Here is a 25,775-nt window from a genome sequence, read left to right as displayed (position 1 = left end):
ATTATACACTTGGTGCTCCCTGATCGCCGAGTTCCGACTGTAAAACCGGGCGTTTTCTGCGCCAGAAGATAGGCTGTGGAAGTTTGATCTCTGTGATCAGAACACCAACCAACATCAAAGCTGCTCCCGCATACCCTTGCAACGTTAGCGATTCCCCTTGAAAGGTAAATGCAAAGGCTGCTGCAAACAGTGGTTCGAGTGAAAAAATCAGACTTGTTCTTGTGGGAGAGGCATGGCGCTGCGCGAGTGTCTGCAGAATGTACCCCAAGCCGCTACACAAAACACCTAAGCCAAAAATGGCTGCCCAGGATTCAGCCGTATCGGGCATACGTGGCGTTTCCAGCATAAATGTAGCTGCAATTCCCCACATCGCTGCAACACCCAATTGAACTGTCCCCAATGTTAACGGATCATGCTTCGGTGTGAACTTGCCAGCAATCATGATATAGATGGCATACACAAGTGCTGCTAGTATGCAGAGAATATCTCCCGTGTGCAGACTAAGCTGATGCTGAAGCGTCAGCAAGCCAAGCCCGGTAACGGCAACCAGGATACTGAGTGTCAATCGTTTATCCGGCATACGACGATGCTGGATCGTCGTCAGGATCGGTACAAAAATAACGGCCAAACTTATTAGGAATCCCGCTTGGGATGTCGTGGTTCGTTGCACACCATAGGTGATGAATACAAATGCAGCGAATAAAGCTGTCCCCATAATCGCTCCTGCCACAAGTGTTCTGCGATCCATCTTAAACAACCGCCGATGAAAAAGAAGTCCTGCGGCAATAAAGGCAATTCCAAAACGAAATGCGACCAGATTCAATTCTTGCATGGACTCCAGGCCCGATTTCATAAACAGATAGGAAGATCCCCATATAACCGTTGCGAGCAGCATCTGTATATCCGCTCTTCTTGCTGTCTGACCTTGATTAACTTGTACACCATTCATCTTGCTTCAACCTTCATTCTATGTATTCTGATCTGTGTGATCGTGCGTCAAACTAACTGCCTTGGCAAGTATAAATGATCTCTTTGCATTATAAAAATGAATATTTATAATGGATTATATGAAATAAACTCATGCATCCAAAATGGGAAGGAACGGAACCATTCATGTCATTGATCAAATACGAAATATTAAATACCATTGTGGAACATGGCAGTCTCACCAAAGCAGCAGAAGCGCTCAATATCACCCAATCCGCAGTCAGCCATGCCATCGCAAGTCTGGAGACAGAATGTGGTTTTTCACTGCTCCATCGCGGCCGCTCCGGTGTACGGGTTACCGCTGAAGGCGAACGTATTCTGGGATACACCCGTGAGATTCTGCGCTGGACGGAACTGATGAATCAGGAGATCTCTCTCATTCGTGGCGCGGAGATTGGTACGGTGCGTATCGGTACGTTCGCAAGTGTCTCCACACAATGGTTGCCCGGCATCCTGAAACAATTTCGCCTGCGTCATCCCGGAATTGAGATCAAGCTGTGGGAGGGCGATTATGCTGAGATTGAGGGCTGGCTGGCCGGAGGTGCCATCGATCTCGGATTTCTGTCCCTCGGCGATTCATCACCTTTTGAGACGATCTCATTACAAAAAGACAGGATGATGTGCATCCTGCCTCTGGATCATCCTCTCGCCTCAGAGGAAACTGTTTCGTTTGATGTTCTGCTGGAGCAACCCTTTATTCTGCCCAAGTGGGGCGGAGATAACGAGATAGAACGACTGATCCGGCAGCATGCAGCCAAGCTTAATGTCGTCTATGAAGTCGCAGAGGATCAAGCCATCATGGCGATGGTCCGTAATGGCCTCGGTATCAGCCTGCTTCCGGAAATGGTTCTTCAAAATCATACCGATTCACTCGCCTTCGTGCCACTCACTGGAGATCCTTATCGTACGATTGGCATGGCCTGCCCATCTTTGGGCAATCTATCGCCCGCTACGCGGCGGTTTATTGAAGAGGTGCAACAGTGGCTCGGCCAGGCTATGTAAGAAAATTCGGAGAATCACTACCTTTGTCGATATGATCCTTTTCTCCTATCCGTTACTCACAAATTGGATAACACCGAGAGTCAGCAGCAGTACAGATATAATCGCAATCGTGATGCCAAAACCAATCAGGAAGCGCACGCCAGGTGAGCGTTTGCCCTGCTGGCTCTCTCCCAGGTTATCCAGCTTTTGCTCAATTTGATCCAACCTTTCATTCACCTGTTTCAGTTCTTGATTGGAGTTCATTCATACATCCCCTTTTCTGTGTATTCGATCTATTCCCACACACGATCGAGCTGATCTGCGTAGTAACGGATTGCTCTGTTATAGTCATTGATTCTCTTGTCACTTGATGTGTCCGCAAGTTGCACGAGCAGTCTTTGGATCGCTTCTGCATGTTCACCCAGATTGTAGAGCACCATGGCATAGAAAACTTCAAATTCCCGGTACGCCGGGAATTCTTTCATGCCCGTTTCAAACCAAACCTTTGCCTGCTCATACTGTCCAAGCGTTCGATATGTACTGCCTAGTCCAAGTATTGCACCTGCTCTGTCCTCGCCAGAAAGTCCAAGACTTAGTGCCTTCTCATAATGCGGGACAGCCTCCCGCTCTAACCCAAGCGAATCATGCGCCCAAGCCAGCTGATACCAGACATTGGCATTCTCGGGTTCCTGGACTGTAATCTCTTGCAGTAGTTCAATCGCTTCCTGTACCTTGCCTTCTTGTCTCCATCGCACGGCCTGTTCCAAATTACTCATGCTGTCACTTCCCATCTTGCATTATAAATTCCACTTATATGATTCAATTGTTTTATTATACCAAAAAAGCACCCCAGAGAATATGTTGTAACAACTCAAGGTTGTCCAAACGCTATTCCATAGTGTGCTTTTTCATTCGATGCAGCCTGTTAGCTTAAGGTGAAATCTCTCTGAAAAAGGATCTGTTCATTACCTGATTAAGACCATACCGTATTCGCGACCATCACAATAAATACGAGCATGAGATAGTTCACCGAGATCAAAAAGTTTACTTTTGCCCACTTCTCATCATCCTGTGTCTTCAGTCCGCTAAGGGTATGCACAAACCAGATCAGTCCACCGACCAAAGATACAATCAGAAATACCAGACCTACGTAGTTGAAATAATACAACAGAAATACAGCAGGAAGCAGCAGAAAAACATAAGGGATCATCTGAAACTTGGTGCGTTTCACCCCTTTAACTACTGGCAACAACGGGAAGCCCGCAGCGCGATACTCCTCTACCCGGCGAATACCCAATGACCAGAAGTGTGGTGGTTGCCACAAGAATAATAGTGCAAACAGCAACCAGGCACCTGCATCAATCTCATTGGTTACAGCCGTATAACCGATGACAGGCGGCATCGCTCCCGCAATTCCACCCAGCGACGTGCTCCACGTCGAACTGCGTTTCAACCACATCGTGTAAATCACGATGTAAGCGAACCACCCAAGCAGTGCCATCCAGCCTGATAACGGATTCACCAGGAGATACAGTACTGCTAGTCCCACAACACCAAGGATAATGCCATAACCAAGTACAAACCCTGGCTTCAGATGGTTGATGTAATCCATCCTTTTTTTGGTGCGCTCCATCTTTTGGTCCAATTCACGATCCCAATAATTGTTGATTACACAAGCTGAAGCAATAACCAAAGTTGATCCAATTACGACCATGAGCAGAGATAACCAGTTGATATCCCATTTTGAAGCTACCCAGAATCCTACCGCCACCGCAAACACATTTAACCTTAGTAGTCCGGGCTTAGTTAATGCAATCATGTCTTTAAGCATGAGGCTCCTCCTGAACTATGTAAAAACGCCATTCCAATAATGATACATGTAGCTACCATTAATTACAATCGCTTTCATGAATTTGTCATAACCAAAAAGCATCCCTCACCGTTCCAATGGACAGGAGGAATGCTTGATTGATGAATTTCAGCTTATTTTATGGGATGTATTGTTGCACAATTTTAGTCACTTTTCCATCCTGCACCGTCAGATGATACGGGAATACGGACAGATCAAGGATACGGGTATTCTCATACAACGATTCGAACTTGGATAATGTCATGGGTTCATTCCACTGAATGTCTACGCCCTGCATTGTACCATCTCGATCATACAACTGCATCAACACTTCAGCATTGGCACTAACCTCAACTTGTTCCTGCTCTTTGCTATCGTTAACAATATAGTAACCATCTGGAGCACCGTCTATACCAGCTTCCGGATTGCGCTGTGCAAAAATCGCATCGGCTTCTTCACCCTGATACCAGCCAATCTTGTCCACTGTCATAAACAATTTGCCGTCTTCTATATGCATACCTTCAACATAGGCTGTAAACATCTCGGAGTTGGCAACCTGTGCTTCTTTGCCAGAAGGCTGTTGAGCGTCCGTACTACCTTGAGCATTCGCAGGGGTAAGTATATATGTAGTCAGCACAATCATGCCAAGTAAAGCAACAACTGCACCGATCATTCGTAGTTTCCATTGTTTTGTCGCGTTCTTCATAGGTAACACCTCTCCTTAATATGAACGTTATTATTCCTTAACCGGAAGTCTTGCTTCTCAAACGCTCATGTGAACTATCGATTCCAACGTTCTTTCTTTTCCTATCATACTTGGAACAGGGATTATAAAAGTATCAGCCAGATTAAAAATAGTTACAACGCGCGTCATCACTTCTGTCTGTAGTCTCCATAAACGGCAAAGAACCCTTGAAGGCATCGCCATTCAGAGGTTCTTTACTAGGGTGTGTCTTTTAAACTCAGTCAAGTGATACATGAAGGATGTCTGTGTCCAGAACATCTTGAAGTCCAAGTTGCCTAGTCGTGACGAATGGTTCAGACGGCTAAAGAACCGAGGACTTATTTGGCCTTATGGCGCTCCTTTTATTTTTGTAACGAACATGAGACACGTTACTTGCCAAAATTTCCTGAAAATACGCTATCAACGGCTGTTTATAACGTGTGTCAGATTCCTTAGATTGCTGCGGGACTTTCTAACCCCTGAATAAGACGTCACAAGTTCCCGCATAGATACTAATCTTAATGATTGGGTGTGGAGCTTTGTGCCAAACGAACGAGCATATGAGCCAGCATGTGACGTTCATCTTCCTTGCCGACATTCCACAGCTCCTGAAGCAGTTTTTCTTCACGATTACGGGGTTCCTCCCGAGCTGCCAGATAATCCGCTACTTTCTCGGCAATTTTGGCCATCTGCTCCTCACTTAGTCCAATCGATTCTCCCATGGCAATTCGCTTACCCAGGTATTCTTTGAATGCATCAAAGTTCTGTAAAATCTGTTCTCTTTCTTCCGGCGCAATCTTCTCGATTGCATTGTCCACCTTGTCCGTTGAAACCTGGCCATCTTTATGGATTACATGATTTTCTTCATTCATCTGAATAACCTCCTGCATAATAGTTGTTTATTGGTTTGGAACTTTAAACTTAATACTCACTGGTTATCTATAATATAAACGTATTGCAGAACTTTAATCAGTACGTTCAATTCTGTATATATCTTCTATATATGAGCAAGTACACGTTTCAAAAGAACTACAGCGGTTAATCGTTTACATATACGTAACGGTGTTTGGATATGTTAATGAACACCTTAAACAATATTGAACCAGGAGGGATTTCCCATGCGTGATAAAACCAAACATGAGAAGACAAACGATGAACTTGAACCAGGAGTAAATACCGTTATCCATCCAGACAAAAATAATCCCGGACCAACCGATATGATCGAAGGCGTGGTTGGTGATATCGTGGACAACATTCGCAAAGATTTCTCACATGACTCAAAGGATGAGAAGTCTTCTTCCAAGTCAACGGATTCATCGGATAAACAAGCGTAAATCCTTTTCTCCATAGCAAAAGTTAGCTTAAAAAGTCCTCCTGCCATACGCATGGCTTGGGAGGACTTTTTGGTAATAATTGAATAATCAGCCTCTTATCCAGAGGTACATTTCAACGTGAATCCTTGGTCATCTGCTGTAACGCCTTATGAATCCAGATCGCGGCAATGGAACCTTCACCCATCGCAACGGTTGCTTGTTCTGCGTGCAGGCCCAGATCCCCTGCTATCCATACATTATTCGCTGCCTGCAAGCTGCGTGGATCAGCTTCTACATGTTTGTTATCTGCAATCACAGCTCCCAGCTGCTCCGCCAGTTCATAGTGTACCCGGTTGCCTCCAAATGCGATAAATCCACGCTCCGACTCAAAGATCTGTCCATCTTCGGTCAGCACACCGGTAATATGGCCATCCTCAATCTGTTGCACTTCCTGGACAGCCGCTTCCAGATAACGAACGCCCGCCTCTTTCATGCTGCGATGCAGCTCAGCAGATATGGGAGCCTGCTCATGATTGATATATAACAGATCATTCGTACGCTGAATCAAAATCATCGCCATATTGGCACCTGCTTCGCCAGATCCCAATAGTACCGTACGTTGATCCTGAATCTCATAACCATCGCAATCAGGGCAGACATACACCGTTCGGCCCAGCGTAGGGGTTAGTCCCGGAATGTCCGGAACTCTATCCGTGAGCCCCGTTGCCAATAACACGGTTTTGCTCCTATATTCAGATCCGGAAGTACCGAATAATTGAATATGTTCTCCCTTACGTTCTGCTTTAACGATACGGTCTTTCTCAAAAGATACACCAGTCCGCTCTGCCTGCATCCTGCCTCGTTCTCTAAGCTCTTCACCGGATACCCCATCGGGGAAACCGAGGATATTATGATAAGTCCGGCATAACGTCGATCTGCCTTCTCCCGCGTCAATTACCAACACCTGATGAGCTGAATAACGTCCAAGCTGAATGGCTGCCTGAAGCCCTGCGAGCCCTCCACCTACAATTATGCAATCAACCTCTCGCATGCTCCTTCTCCTCCTGAACTTCCATTTATCTAATTTAATTAAACAGTTTGTCCTTATATACATTAAACTGTTCAGCCAAGCTTAAACGATTCCTGATATTGCTTATCTTATACCAAAACAAACAGACCCAAACCATCCGCCGGAATCACGGTGAGTTTGGGTCTATAAAATTCATGATTGCTTAGAAGTTATACGATTCAAATCGCGATGCATTCGAAATCGCGTTCCATACATCCGCTGTTTCGCCGCCCATATACCAGTAAGCCAGTCCAGCAATCTGCCGTTGCTCACTCATCAACACTTTGGCCGATAACGAACGACTATCCTCTGCCCAAATATATCTAGGCTTACCATTACTGTTGTACCCGATAATATATTGAACCAGACTTGCATCCCATCGTCTTACAGATCCCGTAGCATGCGCACGCATTCCCTGGTCTGCCAGTGTAATGTCCCAAGAGCTGGTTGCTGGATTCACGGAAGACCAGTCTCGTGTATACAATGGAAGGGCCAAAATTGTTTTGGCACGTACCACCTCGGAGAGCATGGTATCCAAAGCCTTTTCCACCCATGGAAGAGACGCCACTGATCCTGCTTTCGGATCACCGTTCCAGTGTTCCTCGTATCCCATCAGCACCATATAATCCGATACAGCGCCCAGTTTGGCATAATCAAATGCATCCGTCCAATCAGTACCCAGGTCTGGCGAAACGTCCACGGACACCACAGCACCCAGTGCGTGCAATGTAGCCGTCAAAGAGGTCACAAATGCCGTTAACCCTTCACGATCCGCAGGATCAACATTCTCGAAGTCTACATTAATGCCGTCCAGTTTATAGGTTTTGACATAAGCGGCTACCTGTGAGATCACTGCCGCTCGGTTGGCTGAGCTGGATAACATCTGATGCGTAAGTGCCGAATCGGAACGATTACCCAGCAATGGCCATAGCTGTCTATCTGTGGCGGATGCCCAGGAGATCAATGCCGGGTCGGCGTGATCTGTTACTTTCATACTGCTGTTCAGGAAAAACCAGCGCGGGACGAGCGTATTGACCTCAGACTGTTCCACTTGCTTCTTGAATTCAGCGGTAGTGGAGTTATATTGCCAGCCCATCTGAACGCCAAGTTCATCCCCACGTTGTAACTGCTCAGACCATGTTTTCTTTTGTAAAATGGCATCGAGCATTACGGCTGCTTCTTCTCGCGTTACCTGGTCATGTGGTCGGAACACGCCTCCGCTTCCCCGCATTAGTCCAAGTTGATATACTGTCTGCACATAAGGACGTGCCCAGTCCGAGATATCCGCTGCGTCAAAATACGTTGAAGATAAGAGTGATGTCTCTACGGGCTGTTGTTTCAGCATTCGCACAAGAAGGGCAGCCGCTTCTTCGCGCGTAATGGAAGCATTAGGCTGGAACGTTCCCTGACCCTTACCCTCCAAAATAAAAAGATTCGTCATGGCAGCAACGTTGCCGTAATACCAAGCATTCATGCTTATATCCTGATAGGGATTTATATTATTTTTAACGGGCTTCAAACCTAGCAATCTCACCGCAAACGTCGCAAACTCTGCACGAGTAACGGCTTTTTTCGGTTCAAACGTAGTCTCTGACGTACCGGCAGCAATGCCTTTGGTCACCAGATGTGTAATGGCATCCTTGGCATAACTGGTACGCGTATCCTGAAATTGTTGCTGCACGGTTGCGGCCTGAACGGTAGAGCTGTATCCAGCCACTGATCCAAGTGTTAATACCCCGCATAAAGCCATTTTCCATATCCGTTGGTTTGTTATGTCTTTTAATCTATTATTCACATCAAAAAGCCTCGCTTCATTGGATTACGATCAACTATCATCGTATCAAATTGAAGCGAGGCCGTATGTGGTTAAATGTTGGGAAATGCGAAGCTTACTTCAATCAATTTCATAACTCATTAAAATGAATTTGTGTAACTATATATAGACAAATTGAAACGTTTTGATCTATATCTAGCCTTGATTGAAGCAGCTAAAGGTATTATGAAATTGATTTACTTGTGTACTTTTACGCGCTCTTCAATGGGTTGGAATTCTTTCTCACCCGGTGCTGCCGTTGGTTTACCAAATGGCATCTGAGCGATCAATCTCCAGTTCTCAGGAATGCTCCATTCTTGCTTCACTTTCTCGTCAATCAACGGGTTGTAGTGCTGCAAAGATGCACCCAGACCTTCTTGTTCCAAAGCAGTCCAGATTACCAGTTGCAACATACCGTTGGATTGGTTAGCCCAGATTGGGAAGTTATCTGCATAGGCTGCAAAATTTTGTTGAAGCTGTGCGATCGCGTTGTTATCTTCGAAGAAGAGAACCGTACCATATCCGCTGCGGAATCCAGTCATTTTCTCTGCTGTGGATTTGAAGGCTTCTTCATTGCCTACCACTTCACGCAAAATTTCTTCTGTGTGATTCCACAATTTATCATGTTGTTCACCGAGCAATACAACGGCACGGGATGTTTGTGAGTTAAAGGAAGTTGGTGTATATTTCACTGCTTCTTCTACGATTTCCTGGATTTTAGCATCCGAAATTGTAGATTCCTTGCTGATTCCATAATAAGATCTTCTGTTTTTCAACGCATCAAAAAAAGTTGTCATGCTTATTCGCCTCCCAAAATTTTTTTTCAATTGCCAACATAGTAACTATAATATAGTAACCTACATTAGTCAACAAACTAATTTATTTTCACTAAATATACATTCACCGAAAACATTTCAACAAGTTTGCCCAAAACAACAATTGGAATTATCCTTCGCCCGTCTTTTTGCGATAATCCGCCCGGTATTTCTCTTCGGTCGACGAGTTGCTTTTGGTCTGATCCTTATTCTTCTCTTCCTGTGCCTCCATATTCAGATCTTCCATCGGAATTGGATCTACAGTCTGTTCTTCTTCATAACGGTCAAGCAGACTTTCGTGCTCTGTCTTATATTGTTCAGGATTGTCTCGGGATTGTTCCTGACGGGTATCGTTGTTATTCTGGTCCGGTGTGCGCTGTTTCATTCATAATCGCCTCCTGTGGTTTCATTACCTTTCTTTACCTGTTCTGCGTGTGCTCTAAACACAGTGATACGCATTCCCCGAACGAAAATCAACAAAAAAGGCCAACCAGACAAGCCGGTCAGCTTACAGAAGACTTCTATGATTGACGATGCAATTGGGTACGGTACAGGTCAGGCGAACATCCCACACTTTGTTTGAACATCCGACTAAAATGCGAAAGGCGTTTGAAACCGGACAATCGACTTGCTTCTGTCACCGTGATCTCAGGCTGGAACTGAAACAAAAGCTTCGCCTGATTGATGCGACGGTCATAGAGATATTTGAATACCGTCAAACCTGTCATTTCCTTAAACATGCCTGCCAGATATGGCTTGGAAAGATGTAATTCCAGTGCCAAATCATCCAGACCAATATCCTTCATATAATGTGTATCGACATAACGGATAATGTGCTGCACATGCCGCTCCCTCTCCGATGAGGGAAGTTGCTCCTGGACATCACCCTGGCAGATCTCTGCTACAAAATACAACAGATCACACAGTCTGACATTCATTCGCTCTTGCCTGAAATTGCTCTGACTTTGAGACAGACGATGAAGATCATGCAATAGAGCTTCGAATTCAGAGCGGCTATCCCCCTTCAGGTTGACCCGGCAATTTCTGAGTTCTTCAAATGGCCTCAAGACCTCAGCCATACGGTCCGGATGCAGGCTGCTGCGAATGGCAGACGGATCAAAATGCAATGTGCTTCGCTCGTAAGCACTTCCGGGTTTCGGATGTGGTCGATGAAGAGTCAAGCCATGCATCAGCACCAGATCACCCGGCTCCAGGTTATATACCCGGTCTCCTATAATGTAAGTACATTCTCCATCATGAAAATAATATATCTCATAATGTGGATGTGAGTGGAATCCATCTGTCTTGCCCGGGTTAAACGTGCTGGTGGAACGGTAACTATACTCCAGTGAAGCACTAAATTGCATCAAGCTTGGCACATCCATGCACCTCCTGTTCGGGAGAGGGAAACGATTTGTGTCATGCCCCTGTAGGATATATGAAAGTGAAATTATAAAAGCTGTTTAATACTCTCTTGAATCTCGTCGATGGAGTCAACAGGTTCGAAACGTCTGACCACACGGCCTCCAGCATCAATCAGGAATTTAGTAAAATTCCATTTGATTGCATCGCCGTGTAACCATTCCGGTGCCTTCTCAGCCACCATTAATTTCAATAGTTTGGCCTGTATATCTGTTTCATCAAAGCCAGCAAAAGGCCCTGATCTTTTCAAAAAGTCGTAGAGCGGGTGCGCCGCTTCTCCATTCACATCCAGTTTGGAGAACATCGGAAATTTCACACCATAGTTAATCTGGCAAAACGATTCCGCTTCCGAACTGCTTCCAGGCTCTTGCTCTGCAAACTGGTTACACGGGAAACCAATAATCTGAAGCCCTTGATCCTTGTACTGGTCATACAGCTTCTGCATGTCATCAAACTGGTGCGTATATTTACATTTACTTGCCGTGTTTACGATGAGCACAGGTTTTCCTTCATATTGATAGAGCGGGAAACGCTCTCCACTGGTTCTGGTTACGGTAAAGTCGTAGATAGTTGGCATAAGTCTAGTGCACCTCGCGATAGTTATGTAGTCATACAGCATCATATGTCATTGTTAATTATATACGAAGTTTAAACTATTGTATTGGAGAAGATATTGATCGTTCAGATTAGACTCAGAGATATTTGAAAATATATCTATTACTCAAGTGCTCTAATACTCATAACATATTTGGTTCTGGGCAGATACTTTATTTCCAGTGTTTTATCTCGATTTTCCCAGGCGATATCCCGAGTGTTAATCACTTCCATTTGATTTATTTCGATGGTTTGTTCCCTCCATTTCCTGCCCATGGATCCTATGTAGTTCGGTTTACCTGTTACTGTTTCGTAATCTTGAGAGAGATAAGGACCTATATCCTGGATACCCGACACTGTTTTAGGAGCAAAAATCCATATCAAGCTGATACCAATAATGATACAACAGCACTTGAAAGATATTCGTTTTACGATGTTTTTAAATTGCTTCATGCCATGAAACAACCCCATACCAAGTGTAAATACGCCCATTACTACTCCAATCAAATTTAAAAAGATCCAACTAGGAAAAAGGTTAGAAAGAACGAAGAAACACCAACCAATATAAAAACAATAAATATGATTATACTCAGCTTCAACGACATCCTCTTCCTTATTTAAAAGTGTCTCATGAATCCCGATAAAGAATCTCCTCCAATGGATAAACTCAGATCATGGATTAATTCTCCCTTACAACAGAAAACCCTTCTGCCACGAAAATCTCTTCGTTCAGCAAAAGGGTTATTTTATGGGATCACAGTAACAGCAGCTTCAGCCCTTCACAGCACTTCCGGCCACGCCCTGGATGATATAATGCTGACCCACGAGGAAAACGATAATCATCGGAATAATGCCTGCCGTGGCAGCGGCCATCATGCCGTTATAGTCCACATTGTTCTCCAGAATAAAGTTCTGCAGTCCGAGCGGCACGGTGTATAGGTCTTTGTCGATGAGGAACACAAGCGCATTTTCATAGTCATTCCAGTGCCAGGAGAAATCAATGATCGCCAGGGTAGCCAGCGCTGGCTTCGCCAAGGGCAGAATCAGCCTGAAGAATATGCGCAGGTGACCGGCACCGTCGATGAACGCCGCTTCCGAGATCTCTGAAGGCACGGACAGGAAGAATTGCCGCAGCATAAACACGCCAAATATCGTGAACATTCCAGGCAGGATCAATGCCCAATGCGTATTATATATGCCAACCCATTCAAACATCAGGAACTTCGGGACAAAGAGCACCTGCGGTGGCACCATCATCATCGAGAGATAGATTAGGAACAGCGTCTCCCGACCTTTGAATTGAATCCGTGCGAAGCCATAGGCGGCAAAAGCCGAGAGAAATACAGCTCCGATCGTGCTTATTAGCGATATTTTCAACGAGTTCAGATAATAAGTCGCAAAAGTATCCGCCCCGCTCCAAACCTTGATATGATGCTCCCAGTTCAGGCTGGAGGGTATCCACTGGATGGGATAGGTGAATACGTCCGCAGGAGATTTGAATGATGTGCTGATCATCCAGATGAACGGCATAATCATCAGCAGGGCAAACCCGGACATCAGAAGTGTCAGTATGATTTTCCGAATCTGGCTCAAGGACTCCATGCGGACTTTAACTTTAGGTGAATGTGGAGCTGTGGGCTTTGCATTCGCGGCAATTTGTTTCTCCATAACGATCCCTCCTCTCCTAGTAGTGAACCCAACGTTTCTGACCAAGCCACTGCAATACAGTGAAGACCATAATGATGGCAAAGAGTGCCCAGCTAATGGCAGCAGCGTAGCCCATCTCGTAATATCGGAAGGCATTCTGATAGATAAAAAGTGACAACACTGTTGTACTGTTTCCCGGCCCACCCTGAGTTATGGCCTGAATAATACCAAAGTTTTTGATCGTCATAATCAGCCCGGTAATTAGTAGTAAAAAGGTAGTCGGACTCACAAGCGGCCAGATCACTTGGCGTATCGTCTGCCAAGGACGGGCTCCATCTATCCGTGCAGCCTCAACCAGTTCCTCCGGAATTTCCTGCAAAGCGGCCAGATAAATAATCATGTTGTAACCCAACATGAACCAAATCCAGATGATATCAATCGCATACATGGACCATTCGGTTGTTGATAACCATCCGGGTGGATTCGTAATACCGATTCCCCGCAAGAAGCCATTAATGGGCCCAGATGTTGGCTGGAATAACAGCATCCAGACAAAGGCGATGGCAACGCCGCTGGTGATATAGGGCATGAAATAGAGAGCACGCAGCGTTTTTTGCCAATACACCGACTTGTTCAGCGCTACCGCCACGATAAAAGCCAACCCCATCGATACCGGAACCGCTAACAGAAATACAAATGTATTCCGCAGCGCCACGCCAAACAGATCATCATTCAACATCCGGCGGATATTGTCCAGCCCTACGAAATTCGTCTCCGGGCTCATGAATTTGTAATCGGTGAACATGAGATAGAACGAATAGACAGCCGGTATAATAAAAAACAACAGCACGCCAATCATATTGGGCCCAATAAACAGATACCCGAGCCTGCTCTGCCGTTTCATCCAGGATTTATGCATATGCTCCCCCACTCCTTAACATCTGTTCTGGAATTAAGCATAACAAGATGTCCTCTAACATTTAAGGAACATAACCCTGTACCTGATATCACAGATATATGTATTTCGGCAGTGACTTTCGGGAGGAAAACAACATGGAATTGTTCTATTGCTTATATAGAAAAAACCGCCCCATTGGGACGGCCTTTGGACTCATTGCTTTCGCTTTCTATTGATTCTGCTTCAGCCAGTCATTATGGCGTTTGACCATGTTCTGTACCGTTACTTCGGCAGTCTGGTTACCGAGGAAGAACTTTTCATACTCCTGTGCACGCAGATCGACCACTTCCTGCGCAATGCTGCGGACAAACGTAGGTGTCTCGTCACCATACAACACAAATTCCAGTGACTCCTTGTCATAAGAATCGGCATAATCGCCCAGCAGATGATCGATCGCAGTCTGTTGATCAACCGCATTGGAGGAAGGAAGACGTCCACCCGCAGCCATCGGCATCATTCCCCCATCGGCGTACCATTTCAGGAACTCCCATGCGGCTTCTTTATTTTTCGACTTGGAATTGATCGCAATAAAGTCACCAAGTCCTCCACTCTTCACCATATCTGCTTCTTGTGCAGCCAGTCTCGGTACAGGGGCAAAGGCGATTTTCCAATCCCGAGGGAACTCAGTCATATTGTTGGATGTGCGGATCAGCCATTCTCCGATATTAATCATGGCAGACTCACCAGCAAGGAACATGTTCTCCACCGGCATTTTGGAAGTCAGCTGCTCACCAAGTGGTGGCGTAGTTGCATCCTCCTTCATCATTCCGTTCAATGTCTCCAGCCATTTAGTGACAAGCGGATCATCGAGATTGGAAGTACCGTCCGCCTTAACATAGCCGTTCTTCACCAGAACGGAATCGAGCGGGTCTACATAGGAAGCGGTATGCTGAACCAATCCGTACTTGAAACCAGCCGTCTTCAGTTTGAGTGCATATTCACGGGCTTCATCCCAAGTCCAGGCTGTTGGAACGCTCAGTCCGGCCTGATCAAGCGCTTTCATATTTAAAGCGAAGAAGGCAGCGTTTTTCTTGGTTGGCATCCCGTAATATTTTCCATCCACTTTCCAGGAAGCCGCATCCTCTCCCATTTTCTCATCAATGTTGTAGTCAGTGAACTCGCCCAGATCCAGTGCTGTCCCGCCCTTGATGCGTTTATCCAGATTTGTAAGGGTATAGTTGACATACAGATCAACGTTCTGTCCGGTGGACAGCGCCGTATCCAGCTTCAGGTTGCCATCATCGTCATTCACAAACCGCACATATTCCACCTGAATATCAGGATGCTCCGCATTCCAGGTATCCACCACTTCCTGTGGACCATTCTCAGGCGGCACCGCGCCCCACATGGTGAGCTTCACTTTTCCCTCTGCCGCTCCACCTCCGTTATCTCCACCGTTCGTCTCATTTTTACCTACACAGCCGGCAAGCAAGCCCAGCATCAGCGCACCTACGATTAATCCCGTTAATCCTTTTTTGATTCTCATCTGGTCACATGACCTCCCTGAATTGAAGTGATACCTTCCGTTACATCGTAGCAGGGACCTTGCTGGGTTCATAAGATACATATCCATGATTCGGATTGAACAAAAATACGGATTTACCCTACCTTGTCTAAGCACTGGGTACACATATTCCTTCTACTCATCCTGTGAGTCACGAACGATGACGATACTGGCTGGGCGTGCAACCAGTCCAACGCTTGAATATTTTGATGAAATAATTATCACTTCCGAATCCCACGCGGTAACCAATCTCCTGTACAGGTAGGTCCGTCTCGCGCAAATATTCAGCCGCTTTCTCCATCCGTACCCCATGCAGGTAATGAATCAAGGTATGGCCGGTTTTCTTTTTGAACAAAGCGCTCACATAATTCTCGCCCATCATCACATATCGTGACATGGATTTGACGGTAATGTCCTGGTCGTAATGCTGTCCGATGTACTGAATTATTTTGCTAATCTCCGGGTGTTTCACAATCGGCTCACGAACAGGTGTAAATGGAAGATCAGGTTCAGGTGAGGGCGCAGAAGAGACCGTAAGAGAATTAGGCAAATCAGTCATTGATGTGAGAACCGGTGTGGAAGGTGGCACTTCATGATGGTCTGCCTCCGTTCGGACCTCCGCCGAAGCTCCCAGTTCTGCACTTACTTTACGAAGTGTATCACGCAGTGAATTCACACTCATCGACAGCTTCAGAATATAATTGGAAGCTCCGTATTCCATCGCACGACGTACATATTCGAACTCCCCCATACAGGTGAGCATCACAAACTTGGTTTTTAACCCGGCCTGACGGGTCTGTTTGAGTAATTCCAGACCATCCATACCTGGCATAACAATATCGGTCAGTACCAGATCCGGTGTATCCTGTATGATCATCGCCAGCGCTTCGGTCCCATTACCGGATTCTCCGATGACCGTGAAGCCCAGCTCTTCCCAGGAAATAATCTCTCGTACCGACTCCCGTACAAACACCTCATCTTCTACAAGTAATACTTTCCACATGCCAGATTCCCCTCTCCAGTCGTAGGGCGTTTCTCAAAACTCGCGAAGTGCATCTTTTACCGCCTTTTCGCCCCATGCTTCGTCACTTTCCCTTGACGTGCCTCGGCACGCCTGCGGAAAACTTCCTTGCTCGGAACGAAAATTCAGCAAAATCTGCTTCCTTCGGAGTTTTCAGACACGCCCTAGTCTGACCGCTTCTGTACGTACGGCGTCGACAATAAAAAAGGAATGCTGAACCTCACTAATGTCCCCGGCTTGGTATCAATCACTTCAAGTTCACTTTGGCCTTTGAACAATAACCGCAATCGTTCCCTGAGGTTGGATAGACCGATCCCTGGACGCGTGCGGGTCATCTGCTGACGCCGGGATTCCTCCATTCCAATTCCGTTGTCTGCCACCTCCAGCATCAGCACGCCTGTGTCTTGCCTATAAATTCCGATGCGGATCTGACCAAGCTGCTCCAGTGGCCCGACACCGTGGTGAATGGCATTCTCCACCAGCGGCTGCAAACTTAGCTTGGGCACCAGCGCATACTCCAATTTATCGTCAAATTCACAAGTCACCTCAAAGCTATCGCGGTAACGAATCCGCTGAATATGAAGGTAGGCTTGAACCAACTCGATCTCATCCTTCAGGTATACCAATTCGACCTGTGAATTCAGGCTGACCTCCAGCAATTTGCCCAAGGAAACACACATCTCGGAGATCTCTTCATTCCCGCTGCGGATCGCACTCCATTTCATTGTATTCAATGTATTCAGGAGAAAGTGCGGATTCATCTGGGCGAGGAGCATGTGAAAATGTACCGCTTCCTTCTGGCGTTCCTCCGCCTTGAGTCTGTTGATCATCTGATTGGCATCATCCAGCATCGTATTAAACGTGCGTGTCAATTCCAATACTTCCCCTCGGCTGCGGCCTTCGGGAATACGAATCTTGAGGTTTTTGCGGACAACCTCCCTCATCTTATTCTGTAAGTGTGACAAGGGACGCGTGAACGTTGCCGAGATCATAAAAGCCATCACTACAAATGCTCCTGTGAAACCAAAAAAGGTCAGAAAGTAACGCTGTTTAAGCTCGGATATCTCTGTAAACAGGATGGAAAGTGGAATACGATTCACCATATACCAGTCCAGTGATTCGATGTACACGTAGTTAATCAGCGTATCCGAGGCTGGATCGGTCAGATAAGCCTGTGCCGGATGAAGAGCTATTTCACGCGTAACCTCTGGTGAAAGCACCGCTGTTTTGGATGAACTGGCTATGGTCTCTCCACTACCTGTAATAAGATAATACTCCTGGTTACTCTGTGAATCCTTCAGCATGGTCTGGAACCAGTAGGAATAATCGATGCTAATTCGTGCCAGCCCGTATCGCTTGCCGCCGCTATCTTTCATATAAGCATACAGCGACAAGAGATATGGGCTGGAGGATAACTCTCTGAGCACAGGGTTGGAATCCCGTGCATCCCAGCGATAGAAGAGTTCTTCCGGTTGAAGCGAGTGTGAATCCGCACCGCCTTTTGGAATGGTTATTTCCCCCAGACGCTCACGGAATTGTTCCAGATAGGGGCCATACGTCAGTGCTCTTTTGGGCAAATACGAAGTGTAAACGCTATCATGAAAATCCAGTAAGGTAAAGTACACCGAAGGATTATATAGGAAGAAACTGTTGTTGATCATCTTGAACTTTTCTTCTACCAGCGACTTGTTCTCAAGCGGCGTACGACTGCCCGGGGAGGTTAGCACATTTCTTACCGCGGAATCCTGTTCCAGAAAAATGAGCGTTTTGAAGGCAATGCTCATCTGGTCCTCCAGAGAGCGATACATCTGGACTAGCTGCTCATGACTCTGCTCACTGATTTTCTGCTCGACCAGGGATTCAATTTGCTGATAATTGTAGACATTCAATGCACTGAACGGCAAAAGAATCAACACCACAAATGCACCGAACAGGCGGTATCTGAGCCGCTGCGGCAACCAACTCTTCCAATTTGGCATCTTCATTCCTTAGTGCTCGCTCCCCTACAATTAATGACCCCATTATAGCACCTGCCTGCCATTTACAGCCGGAGTCGAATGATTTGCATGGATTTGTGATATTCGCTGCCTGCATCCATGTGAACTACACAGATATGTTCTATTGGTGTAAGCAAGAAATGAATGAGTGAATGGATGGAAGGCTAGATGGACGAGACCCTTACCTCATACTTGATGTCGTTTCCGATACTCTGAGGGACTGATTCCTACGGTGGACGAAAATACACGGCTCAGATAAAATCCGTTCTCATATCCACATCTCTCAGCGATCTGCGTGAGGGTCAGACGGCTATCTGCCAGCAAAGCTTTTGCTTTTTTGAGACGAATCGCTTTCAGATAATCGGATGGTGTCTCTTGAAAGGCCTCCCGGAACCTTCGGGTGAGCTGGACTGGACTCAAAGCCAACTGTTCGGCCAACGTTCGAAGACTGACCGCCTCTCCTGCCCACTCCTCCAACAATACTGCCGCTTCAGCCATGAGGGCATCCTCCGTGAACTTGGTTTCCATTAGCCTGCTCTGTCTGCGCTCCCATTGATACAGCCGCCACAAATCCAACATCAGATGGGTTTTCCAACCTGTTGTAGCCTCATCGTTGTCCTCGCTCGCCTGACGCAGGTAGGCATATGTTGAAGCCAGACGCTTCGTATCATTAATGAGGGATTTTCCGATTGGCGGTAGGAGACGCTCATCTTCTGTGGAGTTACAACGGAACAGCATATAGTGAAACGTCAGCGGGGTTACCGTCTCTCTGCGAAAAGGAACGTGGGGCGGACATAACACCAGATCAGCAAAACCCGCCTCTCCGCTCTGCCCATCAATCTCGTAACGAAATACGCCCTCTTCAACGGCAAAGACCACCCAAGCGTCGTAGATATCTTCTACCAGAGCAAATTCAGCTTTCTTCTTCCAGTAGATGTGATTAAGGAGGTCCATGACACACCTGCCTTTGTTATGAAATAAAGTATATGCTCGATGATAATATAGTGTATTTGAAAAGTAAATATATAGAACTAATATGAAATTATAGATATGAAATATGAAATCTGAGCTTAGGCTCATCCATATTCAATGAGAGAGGTGTTCACATGAAGCACGAACTCGTTAAACCGGATATCACCGTCATCGGGGGCGGGCTTGCTGGCGTATGCGCTGCCATATCTGCTGCCCGGCTGGGCCAACAGGTGGCTCTGGTACAGAATCGTCCTGTACTCGGTGGCAATTCAAGCAGTGAAGTACGCGTGTGGGTCTGCGGCGCTACCGCCCACGGAATTAATCGCTATGCCCGCGAGACGGGTATCATGGGGGAACTATTTGTAGAGAATCAGTATCGTAATCCAGAGGGCAACCCCTATCTCTGGGACTTGATCATTCTGGAAGCCGTTCGAGCTGAATCCAACATCAGCCTGTACCTGAACACGGATGTACATGAAGTCGAGGCCACTGGGGATGGGGATGAACGTATGATCACCTCCGTTACCGGGTGGATGATGGGATCTGAGCGCAAAATCCGATTCGAAAGTCAGATCTATCTGGACTGTACGGGCGATGGATTGGTTGGCTTTCTGGCTGGAGCCAAGTTTGCACTCGGCCGGGAAGCCCGCAGCGAATATGGTGAAGAATGGGCACCTGAGGTGGCTGATCAGATCACGCTGGGCAGTACACTTCTCTTTTATACCAAGGATGCTGGTGCGCCTGTCCGTTATATCCCGCCTTCTTTTGCCAAGGATATCACGCAGACGAGTATTCCGATTCGCCGGGTCATTCGCAGCGGGGATTCCGGTTGTCATTACTGGTGGATTGAATGGGGCGGTGAACATGACACCGTTCATGACAATGAGCTGATCCGTGATGAACTGTGGTCCGTGATCTACGGGATCTGGGACTATATCAAGAATTCCGGCAAGTTTGATGCCGACAATATGACGCTGGAGTGGATTGGTTCTCTGCCTGGCAAAAGGGAGTACCGCCGCTTCACGGGTGACTATGTGCTCACCCAGAATGATATTATCAGCCAGCGGGAGTTCCCGGATGCCGTTGCCTTTGGCGGCTGGTCCATTGACCTGCATCCCCCGCAGGGCATGTACGCCGAAGCGAGTGGCTCGAAGCATATGCATGCCGATGGCGTATATCACGTGCCGTTCCGCTCGTTGTATTCCGCAAATGTGCGGAATATGCTCATGGCCGGGCGCGACATCAGTGCATCACATGTCGCCTTCGGCACGACCCGCGTCATGGCAACATGCGCGGTCATCGGCGAAGCCGCTGGTACGGGCGCGGCGCTCTGCGCGGCCATGGGGGTGTCGCCGCGCGAGTTGTACGCGAGGCATTTGGCGGTCCTGCAGCAGACGTTGCTGCGGCAGGACGCTTCCATCATCGGGGTGCGCAGCCACGATGAGCTGGATCTGGCCCGGCGTGCCAAGGCTACAGCCTCCAGCACGCTGACGGGCATTGCCCTTGAGCAGCCTGGCGAGACGTACCCGCTGGGTACGGATGTTGCCCTGCTGCTGCCTGTGCATCCAGTGCTCAGCGGCCTGGAGCTGCTGCTGGATGCATCCAGCGATACCGCGCTGACGGTAGAGCTGTGGGATACGGGGCGTAAGGAGAACTACGTCCCGCATTCGTTACAAGTTACGGCGACTGTTAACGTTACAACAGGAACTGCGCAGTGGGTGAAGCTTCCGCTCGAATGGCGACCGGAAGAACCACAGAATGCTTTTATGATCATCCGCTCCAATAAAGCCGTCTCACTCTACCATTCGACAGAAGCACACAGCGGGGTGCTGATCTTCTTCAAAACAGAAGAAAACCACGTGTCCAAAAATCTGGAGGATCATGCCACGGATCAGCCTGTCGTATTATGGTCCATGCAGGGGTTGGCGCGTCAGCCCTTCTGCTGTCGTACCCTCTCTGAGACCACGGCCTATTCAGCGGACAACACGATCAACGGTTACCATCGCCCTTACGGTGGGCCGCAACAGTGGATGTCGCAGCCGATGCAGTCTGGCAAGCCGGAATGGGTACAACTGACATGGGAAGAGCCACAAACCTTGGCTGAATTGCACTTGACGTTTAATGATGATGTGAACGAGGATCTGGTTAATTTACATCACCATCACACAACATTCCGCGTGATGCCTGAGCTGGTGCGTGATTATCGCGTGGATGTACTGACTCCGGCTGGCGAATGGATACAAGTCGCAAGCGTGCAAGAAAATCACAAAAGAAAAGTTATTCATTCCCCGGATGTCCCTGTGTCAGCTAAGGCTCTGAGAATCATAATTGATGCCACAAATGGCAGCAGATATGCCGAATTAATCGAGATTCGAGCTTACTAAAACCAAAAGGAGGATACAGGAAACTGTATCCCCCATCCTCCTTACAAGTCCGCCTTATTCTATTCGGCGGTTGGAACCCGCAAGCCCTCAATCAGGATAAACAGCGTAAGTGCTTGTCCATAACCCATCGGACTGATCGCTATATCTTTATAAAACTGAGCATCCTGCCCCACAGGTGTACCATAGGACACCTGCTGTACAACTCCGTGATCATCAATATGTTTCAACACCGCTTCAAGGGCTCTCAAGCCATTCTGGCGATAGGATTCATCCAGGTATCCATACCGTATTCCCTTGAGAATGCCGTATCCAATCGCTGCTGTTGCTGAGGTTTCTTTGTAAGAGGTTGGATCATCCAGCACGGTGTGCCACATGCCATCCTCACCCTGAAGCTTGCTCAGTGCTCTGACTTGAGCGGTTGCTGTATCCAACAGATAGGCTTTTAGCCCGTCTTCGATCGGAATGATATTCAGGAAATCCATAACTCCCGCCGTATACCATGCATTGCCTCTTCCCCAATGAACAGCACCATAGTTATGATTTTCATTGAAATCCCAGCCGTGATAGAACAATCCGGTTTTCTTGTTATATAGATATTTGATATGCACAAGGAACTGTCGTTTGGCTTCTTCCACCATGTCGGGTTTCTTGAAGTATACCCCTGCCTTGGCCAAAAATAGCACCGTCATAAACAGGGTATCAATCAGAATTTGACCATCATTGGCATCTCCCGTGATCATATGTTGAAACGCACCATCTCCGGTTCGCAGCAGTCCATCCATGATCCAACTGCTCCACTCCTCACAGACCTGTTCGTACTCCTTGTTTCCGGTCAGCTCGCATAATGAGATCAAAGTAAGGAGCGGAGCGCAGGTGTTCACATTTTTTTCCGGTACCCCTTCCATCAGCCTTGCATTATACCATGATTCCAGAAATTCTAGCACTTTGGGATCTTTCGTTGCCTCATGGAGCTGAAGCAAGCCATACAGACCGACACCTTGCGGCCATTCCCATAGATGTATGTCGATTAGTCCGATGGGAAACTGTTCATTGATGCTTGTGTTTTTCATAGACTCCATCGCTTGGGATACCTTGCTTATTCTCTCTTGCAGCACCATTTGATTCAACATGTTGGTTATCACTCCCTTGGTTTCTTACACACGATTCAGCGCTCCATGTCCAGTAACTTCAGTTGTCCCTTCACTCCATAACCTTCGTGTATAATTTCCTCTTCTTTAATAAGAAAAGGCTTGTTCATTCCCCATTGAATTGGACCATATACCGGGTCTGTTAGAGTGAGAGTTAAAGCTTGATTATCGAATTGCGGGTTTGCAGAACAAACTTGGTTGATAAAAGCTTCAAATGACCCGAATTGCTGCTCGCTTCCTGCTCTTATAATCCAGGCGTTACGCAAGCCAGGTGAAATAAGCTCACGTTCTCTTGTCACCCCGTTGCTCTCCATACTCATCCCGTTGGCCGCATATATAGCTGCATACCCCTTATCCAAACGAGCAAAATTCCAGTTCTCATGCCTTATCCATTCCGTGAAGGAGTGGGTAGGAAAATAAGCATGTGTCCAGTCAGAGTTGTGATCCGCAGGAATATCAAACATCATCAAAGCGATCCCCTCATGCTGAACAACATCGGGCAATATCCCATTCCCAGCCCAGAAGCAAGGTCGACCATCCCCATGCTTGTATATTTCTGCCGGATGATTCACCCAGATCAGCGCCTCAGGTGACAGAGATAAATGCTGGACATGCTCCTGATAACCTGGCTTGCCTGGGCGGAAGCGAATGATTGAGGATAAGGAGTATTCCCTGGTCCGAGAATGATAGAGCTTGGCGTAACCTCCCTTGCCCTGCTGATTGGCAAACACCAATTGCTGATTCTCCCCAAGCAACAGATGCTCCTGATATGCTGCTGGAGGACTGTAATCCGATAAACTCAAGGCAACATTGCTTATTGAATAATTGTTTACATTGCCAACGCCATAAGCGATCCAGCACATTGAAGTGGTTCCCGCTGCATAACCACCCAGCAGTTCCTTCTCATAGCTGCGCCCAAACGTTGTGGACAAGACTCCTTGATGCATCTGAACGGTAATATAATAGAATAACAGGTCCATTGCCTTTTTGGCTTGCTGTCTGAGCTGTTCATTATGGGCAAATTCATAGATATGCAACAGCCCAACCGCATCAATCGGAATGTATGCACTTGAATTCCATTCTGCCAATCCTTCATCCAAAAAGCGCTCAAACCATAATGCAAGCCTCTGCTCTGCTTTTTGACGGTGTACTTCACCGGATTCACCACTGTTGCTGAACATTTCATCCCCAAACAGCTGTCCGGCTAACAGTTCATTCGTATGGAACAATAAGGCATGGTTCTCACTGAAGAACCACATCACATCATCGCCAGGTTCATCAATCCAATATCGATAGCCCAGAATGCTTGCTTTTACCCGATCCCAGAACGGTTCACTGAACAGACCGCTATTTCGCTCATCTCTCCAAAGACGGAACAGTCCCACCAGATAGAAGTCACTGCAATCCTTCCGTTGCTCAATCCCTTCCACACCCTCAAGCAAAATGTTCTCCGCTTCTTGCAGATTGCCTCCTGTTTTGAGCATGGCGATGGCCTTATGAATATTGGGACTGCCCTTCTCGGCAATGCATCGCAGAGCCAGGGATTTGCGGGCTTCAATATCCGCAGCTTGCTGAGCAGCCTCATCATAGCTGGTATCATAGGATTGGCAGCCAAACTTCTTGGTTAGTACAACATTTGAAACTGAAATAGCCAGCGTGAAATATACGTAATGATGACCGAGTTGATTCGTATGTGCCAGGACCAGGTCCGTTTCCTTTTCGGCGATGTGTATCGTCTTGTTTTCGGTACCGTCAAAAAAATTGCCATACTGAATATCAACCTCTCTAACGATGTCCGGCAAGGGAAGCGGTAGCTTGAGCTTAATCTGCTCACCTTTGAAGATATCCGAAGGAAAATAAGCCTGTTCGAGGGCTTGCTCTGCGGATTTTACAGACTCCGCCAAATGAGCAGCAATAGGCAGGGAAATCACCAATTCCTCGTCTCCCAGATATTCCACCGCAAAAGCATACATCGTATCCCGCTCAGCCAGATCCTCCCAGCAGGCATAGATCTCATTGATTCCGGCTACAAGTTCAGCTTTAATAACGATTTCCTGTTCCTTGTTACGCGTGAGTGGTGCAAAGTCCGTTACCATTTTCCCATTCACCCACAACGTCAGACTGCCATAGGTCTTAATCCGCAAAGAGGCGGTATGAGCAGTCGGAGAAATGAGTCTTGTCGCCGCGTAACTGCGCAGATGTGTCGGTACAAACCAAAATCCTGATTGCTCCACCCGTGGATTATTCCAAGGAGAATACAGTGCCCAAGGCATTCCGTTTTCTTCTCCAACGAAGTCGTCTCCCGGGCTAGGAAACTCGCTCCATTGATCAAAAAATCGGTTCACAGGCTGCGTTCTCCTATGTTCTACAAATTCCTTTCTGCATGGATTCTCATGAATGGCAAAACCATCGATTAGCCAATCATTAATATCTCCCTCCATCGTTGTTGGAACAAAGGCAACAGGCTTCGTATATATGCCGCTGATCATCCAATGATTAATGACCTGATTGTGACCTAATTTCATAGGTTTATAATTCAAGGTATCCATCCCACTCCGGGTGGTATCTGACATTCAA

24 protein-coding genes are annotated in these 25,775 nt (G+C 47.0%); 3 read left to right on the top strand and 21 right to left on the bottom strand.

What is annotated here, in order from left to right; genetic code table 11:
* Position 1 precedes the first annotated feature (1 nt).
* Complete coding sequence (locus MKY92_RS12215) at positions 2-949, bottom strand: DMT family transporter (RefSeq protein ID WP_339300882.1); 948 nt, start codon at positions 947-949, stop codon at positions 2-4.
* Positions 950-1,113: 164 nt separating this feature from the next.
* On the opposite strand from MKY92_RS12215, the gene MKY92_RS12210 reads away from it, so the two are divergent.
* Complete coding sequence (locus MKY92_RS12210; protein ID WP_339300880.1) at positions 1,114-1,989, top strand: LysR family transcriptional regulator; 876 nt, start codon at positions 1,114-1,116, stop codon at positions 1,987-1,989.
* A gap of 45 nt (positions 1,990-2,034) precedes the next feature.
* Here the strand turns inward: MKY92_RS12210 and MKY92_RS12205 are convergent, their stop codons facing one another.
* From MKY92_RS12205 to MKY92_RS12185, 5 genes are all read right to left on the bottom strand, one after another.
* Complete coding sequence (locus tag MKY92_RS12205) at positions 2,035-2,232, bottom strand: hypothetical protein (protein WP_339300878.1); 198 nt, start codon at positions 2,230-2,232, stop codon at positions 2,035-2,037.
* 29 nt (positions 2,233-2,261) lie between these two features.
* Positions 2,262-2,744 (bottom strand): tetratricopeptide repeat protein, encoded by a 483-nt coding sequence (locus MKY92_RS12200; RefSeq protein ID WP_339300877.1) that lies wholly within the window; start codon positions 2,742-2,744, stop codon positions 2,262-2,264.
* A 197-nt stretch (positions 2,745-2,941) separates the two neighbouring features.
* Positions 2,942-3,799 carry a heme o synthase gene (cyoE, locus tag MKY92_RS12195; protein ID WP_339300876.1) on the bottom strand — a complete coding sequence of 286 codons (858 nt, stop codon included), beginning with the start codon at positions 3,797-3,799 and terminating at the stop codon, positions 2,942-2,944.
* A gap of 157 nt (positions 3,800-3,956) precedes the next feature.
* Positions 3,957-4,523: a hypothetical protein gene (locus MKY92_RS12190; RefSeq protein WP_339300875.1), complete on the bottom strand. Its 567-nt coding sequence runs from the start codon at positions 4,521-4,523 to the stop codon at positions 3,957-3,959.
* Positions 4,524-5,059: 536 nt separating this feature from the next.
* The gene (locus MKY92_RS12185) at positions 5,060-5,413 is read right to left on the bottom strand and encodes a DUF3243 domain-containing protein (RefSeq protein WP_036609024.1); all 354 of its coding nucleotides are present in this window, start codon (positions 5,411-5,413) and stop codon (positions 5,060-5,062) included.
* Between the two features lie 246 nt (positions 5,414-5,659).
* On the opposite strand from MKY92_RS12185, the gene MKY92_RS12180 reads away from it, so the two are divergent.
* Positions 5,660-5,875: a hypothetical protein gene (locus tag MKY92_RS12180; protein WP_076216209.1), complete on the top strand. Its 216-nt coding sequence runs from the start codon at positions 5,660-5,662 to the stop codon at positions 5,873-5,875.
* 112 nt (positions 5,876-5,987) lie between these two features.
* Here the strand turns inward: MKY92_RS12180 and MKY92_RS12175 are convergent, their stop codons facing one another.
* The 13 genes from MKY92_RS12175 to MKY92_RS12115 form a co-directional block, all read right to left on the bottom strand.
* Positions 5,988-6,905 (bottom strand): NAD(P)/FAD-dependent oxidoreductase, encoded by a 918-nt coding sequence (locus MKY92_RS12175; RefSeq protein WP_339300874.1) that lies wholly within the window; start codon positions 6,903-6,905, stop codon positions 5,988-5,990.
* Between the two features lie 181 nt (positions 6,906-7,086).
* Complete coding sequence (locus MKY92_RS12170) at positions 7,087-8,718, bottom strand: S-layer homology domain-containing protein (RefSeq protein ID WP_339300872.1); 1,632 nt, start codon at positions 8,716-8,718, stop codon at positions 7,087-7,089.
* A gap of 215 nt (positions 8,719-8,933) precedes the next feature.
* A complete protein-coding gene (locus MKY92_RS12165) occupies positions 8,934-9,533 on the bottom strand; it encodes a nitroreductase family protein (RefSeq protein WP_074094703.1) in 600 nt (199 codons plus the stop codon).
* A 148-nt stretch (positions 9,534-9,681) separates the two neighbouring features.
* Positions 9,682-9,936, bottom strand: a complete 255-nt coding sequence (locus MKY92_RS12160) for a hypothetical protein (protein WP_339300870.1) — start codon at positions 9,934-9,936, stop codon at positions 9,682-9,684.
* A gap of 136 nt (positions 9,937-10,072) precedes the next feature.
* Positions 10,073-10,936 carry an AraC family transcriptional regulator gene (locus MKY92_RS12155; RefSeq protein WP_339300869.1) on the bottom strand — a complete coding sequence of 288 codons (864 nt, stop codon included), beginning with the start codon at positions 10,934-10,936 and terminating at the stop codon, positions 10,073-10,075.
* 65 nt (positions 10,937-11,001) lie between these two features.
* The gene (locus MKY92_RS12150) at positions 11,002-11,550 is read right to left on the bottom strand and encodes a glutathione peroxidase (RefSeq protein WP_339300867.1); all 549 of its coding nucleotides are present in this window, start codon (positions 11,548-11,550) and stop codon (positions 11,002-11,004) included.
* A gap of 140 nt (positions 11,551-11,690) precedes the next feature.
* The gene (locus tag MKY92_RS12145) at positions 11,691-12,059 is read right to left on the bottom strand and encodes a hypothetical protein (RefSeq protein ID WP_339300866.1); all 369 of its coding nucleotides are present in this window, start codon (positions 12,057-12,059) and stop codon (positions 11,691-11,693) included.
* Positions 12,060-12,338: 279 nt separating this feature from the next.
* Positions 12,339-13,169: a carbohydrate ABC transporter permease gene (locus tag MKY92_RS12140; protein WP_036671041.1), complete on the bottom strand. Its 831-nt coding sequence runs from the start codon at positions 13,167-13,169 to the stop codon at positions 12,339-12,341.
* Between the two features lie 82 nt (positions 13,170-13,251).
* Entirely contained in the window at positions 13,252-14,133 is an 882-nt protein-coding gene (locus MKY92_RS12135; protein ID WP_074094700.1) for a sugar ABC transporter permease, read from the bottom strand.
* A gap of 208 nt (positions 14,134-14,341) precedes the next feature.
* Positions 14,342-15,658 (bottom strand): extracellular solute-binding protein, encoded by a 1,317-nt coding sequence (locus MKY92_RS12130; RefSeq protein ID WP_339300865.1) that lies wholly within the window; start codon positions 15,656-15,658, stop codon positions 14,342-14,344.
* A 169-nt stretch (positions 15,659-15,827) separates the two neighbouring features.
* Positions 15,828-16,679: a helix-turn-helix domain-containing protein gene (locus tag MKY92_RS12125; RefSeq protein ID WP_339300862.1), complete on the bottom strand. Its 852-nt coding sequence runs from the start codon at positions 16,677-16,679 to the stop codon at positions 15,828-15,830.
* Positions 16,680-16,861: 182 nt separating this feature from the next.
* On the bottom strand, positions 16,862-18,682 hold the full coding sequence (locus tag MKY92_RS12120; RefSeq protein ID WP_339300860.1) for a histidine kinase: 1,821 nt from the start codon (positions 18,680-18,682) through the stop codon (positions 16,862-16,864).
* Positions 18,683-18,880: 198 nt separating this feature from the next.
* A complete protein-coding gene (locus tag MKY92_RS12115; RefSeq protein ID WP_339300858.1) occupies positions 18,881-19,648 on the bottom strand; it encodes an AraC family transcriptional regulator in 768 nt (255 codons plus the stop codon).
* 152 nt (positions 19,649-19,800) lie between these two features.
* On the opposite strand from MKY92_RS12115, the gene MKY92_RS12110 reads away from it, so the two are divergent.
* Positions 19,801-22,050, top strand: coding sequence for an FAD-dependent oxidoreductase (locus tag MKY92_RS12110; protein WP_339300856.1), 2,250 nt, complete (start codon positions 19,801-19,803; stop codon positions 22,048-22,050).
* A 59-nt stretch (positions 22,051-22,109) separates the two neighbouring features.
* On the opposite strand, the gene MKY92_RS12105 is transcribed toward MKY92_RS12110, so the two are convergent.
* Both MKY92_RS12105 and MKY92_RS12100 read right to left on the bottom strand, forming a co-directional pair.
* Positions 22,110-23,180, bottom strand: coding sequence for a glycoside hydrolase family 88 protein (locus tag MKY92_RS12105; protein WP_339300855.1), 1,071 nt, complete (start codon positions 23,178-23,180; stop codon positions 22,110-22,112).
* A gap of 35 nt (positions 23,181-23,215) precedes the next feature.
* Positions 23,216-25,723: a hypothetical protein gene (locus tag MKY92_RS12100; RefSeq protein ID WP_339300853.1), complete on the bottom strand. Its 2,508-nt coding sequence runs from the start codon at positions 25,721-25,723 to the stop codon at positions 23,216-23,218.
* Positions 25,724-25,775 lie beyond the last annotated feature (52 nt).

Source organism: Paenibacillus sp. FSL R5-0623 (assembly GCF_037974265.1).
Lineage (GTDB): Bacteria > Bacillota > Bacilli > Paenibacillales > Paenibacillaceae > Paenibacillus.
The sequence above is the reverse complement of the archived record's forward strand: the minus strand, read 5'-3'. Positions and strand labels throughout refer to the sequence as shown.

What these genes read in the sequence shown, in the direction of transcription:
- MKY92_RS12215 (WP_339300882.1), bottom strand. Translation starts at nt 949, where the DNA reads ATGAATGGTGTACAAGTTAATCAAGGTCAGACAGCAAGAAGAGCGGAT.
- MKY92_RS12210 (WP_339300880.1), top strand. Translation starts at nt 1,114, where the DNA reads ATGTCATTGATCAAATACGAAATATTAAATACCATTGTGGAACATGGC.
- MKY92_RS12205 (WP_339300878.1), bottom strand. Translation starts at nt 2,232, where the DNA reads ATGAACTCCAATCAAGAACTGAAACAGGTGAATGAAAGGTTGGATCAA.
- MKY92_RS12200 (WP_339300877.1), bottom strand. Translation starts at nt 2,744, where the DNA reads ATGAGTAATTTGGAACAGGCCGTGCGATGGAGACAAGAAGGCAAGGTA.
- cyoE (WP_339300876.1), bottom strand. Translation starts at nt 3,799, where the DNA reads ATGCTTAAAGACATGATTGCATTAACTAAGCCCGGACTACTAAGGTTA.
- MKY92_RS12190 (WP_339300875.1), bottom strand. Translation starts at nt 4,523, where the DNA reads ATGAAGAACGCGACAAAACAATGGAAACTACGAATGATCGGTGCAGTT.
- MKY92_RS12185 (WP_036609024.1), bottom strand. Translation starts at nt 5,413, where the DNA reads ATGAATGAAGAAAATCATGTAATCCATAAAGATGGCCAGGTTTCAACG.
- MKY92_RS12180 (WP_076216209.1), top strand. Translation starts at nt 5,660, where the DNA reads ATGCGTGATAAAACCAAACATGAGAAGACAAACGATGAACTTGAACCA.
- MKY92_RS12175 (WP_339300874.1), bottom strand. Translation starts at nt 6,905, where the DNA reads ATGCGAGAGGTTGATTGCATAATTGTAGGTGGAGGGCTCGCAGGGCTT.
- MKY92_RS12165 (WP_074094703.1), bottom strand. Translation starts at nt 9,533, where the DNA reads ATGACAACTTTTTTTGATGCGTTGAAAAACAGAAGATCTTATTATGGA.
- MKY92_RS12160 (WP_339300870.1), bottom strand. Translation starts at nt 9,936, where the DNA reads ATGAAACAGCGCACACCGGACCAGAATAACAACGATACCCGTCAGGAA.
- MKY92_RS12155 (WP_339300869.1), bottom strand. Translation starts at nt 10,936, where the DNA reads ATGGATGTGCCAAGCTTGATGCAATTTAGTGCTTCACTGGAGTATAGT.
- MKY92_RS12150 (WP_339300867.1), bottom strand. Translation starts at nt 11,550, where the DNA reads ATGCCAACTATCTACGACTTTACCGTAACCAGAACCAGTGGAGAGCGT.
- MKY92_RS12145 (WP_339300866.1), bottom strand. Translation starts at nt 12,059, where the DNA reads ATGGGCGTATTTACACTTGGTATGGGGTTGTTTCATGGCATGAAGCAA.
- MKY92_RS12140 (WP_036671041.1), bottom strand. Translation starts at nt 13,169, where the DNA reads ATGGAGTCCTTGAGCCAGATTCGGAAAATCATACTGACACTTCTGATG.
- MKY92_RS12135 (WP_074094700.1), bottom strand. Translation starts at nt 14,133, where the DNA reads ATGCATAAATCCTGGATGAAACGGCAGAGCAGGCTCGGGTATCTGTTT.
- MKY92_RS12130 (WP_339300865.1), bottom strand. Translation starts at nt 15,658, where the DNA reads ATGAGAATCAAAAAAGGATTAACGGGATTAATCGTAGGTGCGCTGATG.
- MKY92_RS12125 (WP_339300862.1), bottom strand. Translation starts at nt 16,679, where the DNA reads ATGTGGAAAGTATTACTTGTAGAAGATGAGGTGTTTGTACGGGAGTCG.
- MKY92_RS12120 (WP_339300860.1), bottom strand. Translation starts at nt 18,682, where the DNA reads ATGAAGATGCCAAATTGGAAGAGTTGGTTGCCGCAGCGGCTCAGATAC.
- MKY92_RS12115 (WP_339300858.1), bottom strand. Translation starts at nt 19,648, where the DNA reads ATGGACCTCCTTAATCACATCTACTGGAAGAAGAAAGCTGAATTTGCT.
- MKY92_RS12110 (WP_339300856.1), top strand. Translation starts at nt 19,801, where the DNA reads ATGAAGCACGAACTCGTTAAACCGGATATCACCGTCATCGGGGGCGGG.
- MKY92_RS12105 (WP_339300855.1), bottom strand. Translation starts at nt 23,180, where the DNA reads ATGTTGAATCAAATGGTGCTGCAAGAGAGAATAAGCAAGGTATCCCAA.
- MKY92_RS12100 (WP_339300853.1), bottom strand. Translation starts at nt 25,723, where the DNA reads ATGAAATTAGGTCACAATCAGGTCATTAATCATTGGATGATCAGCGGC.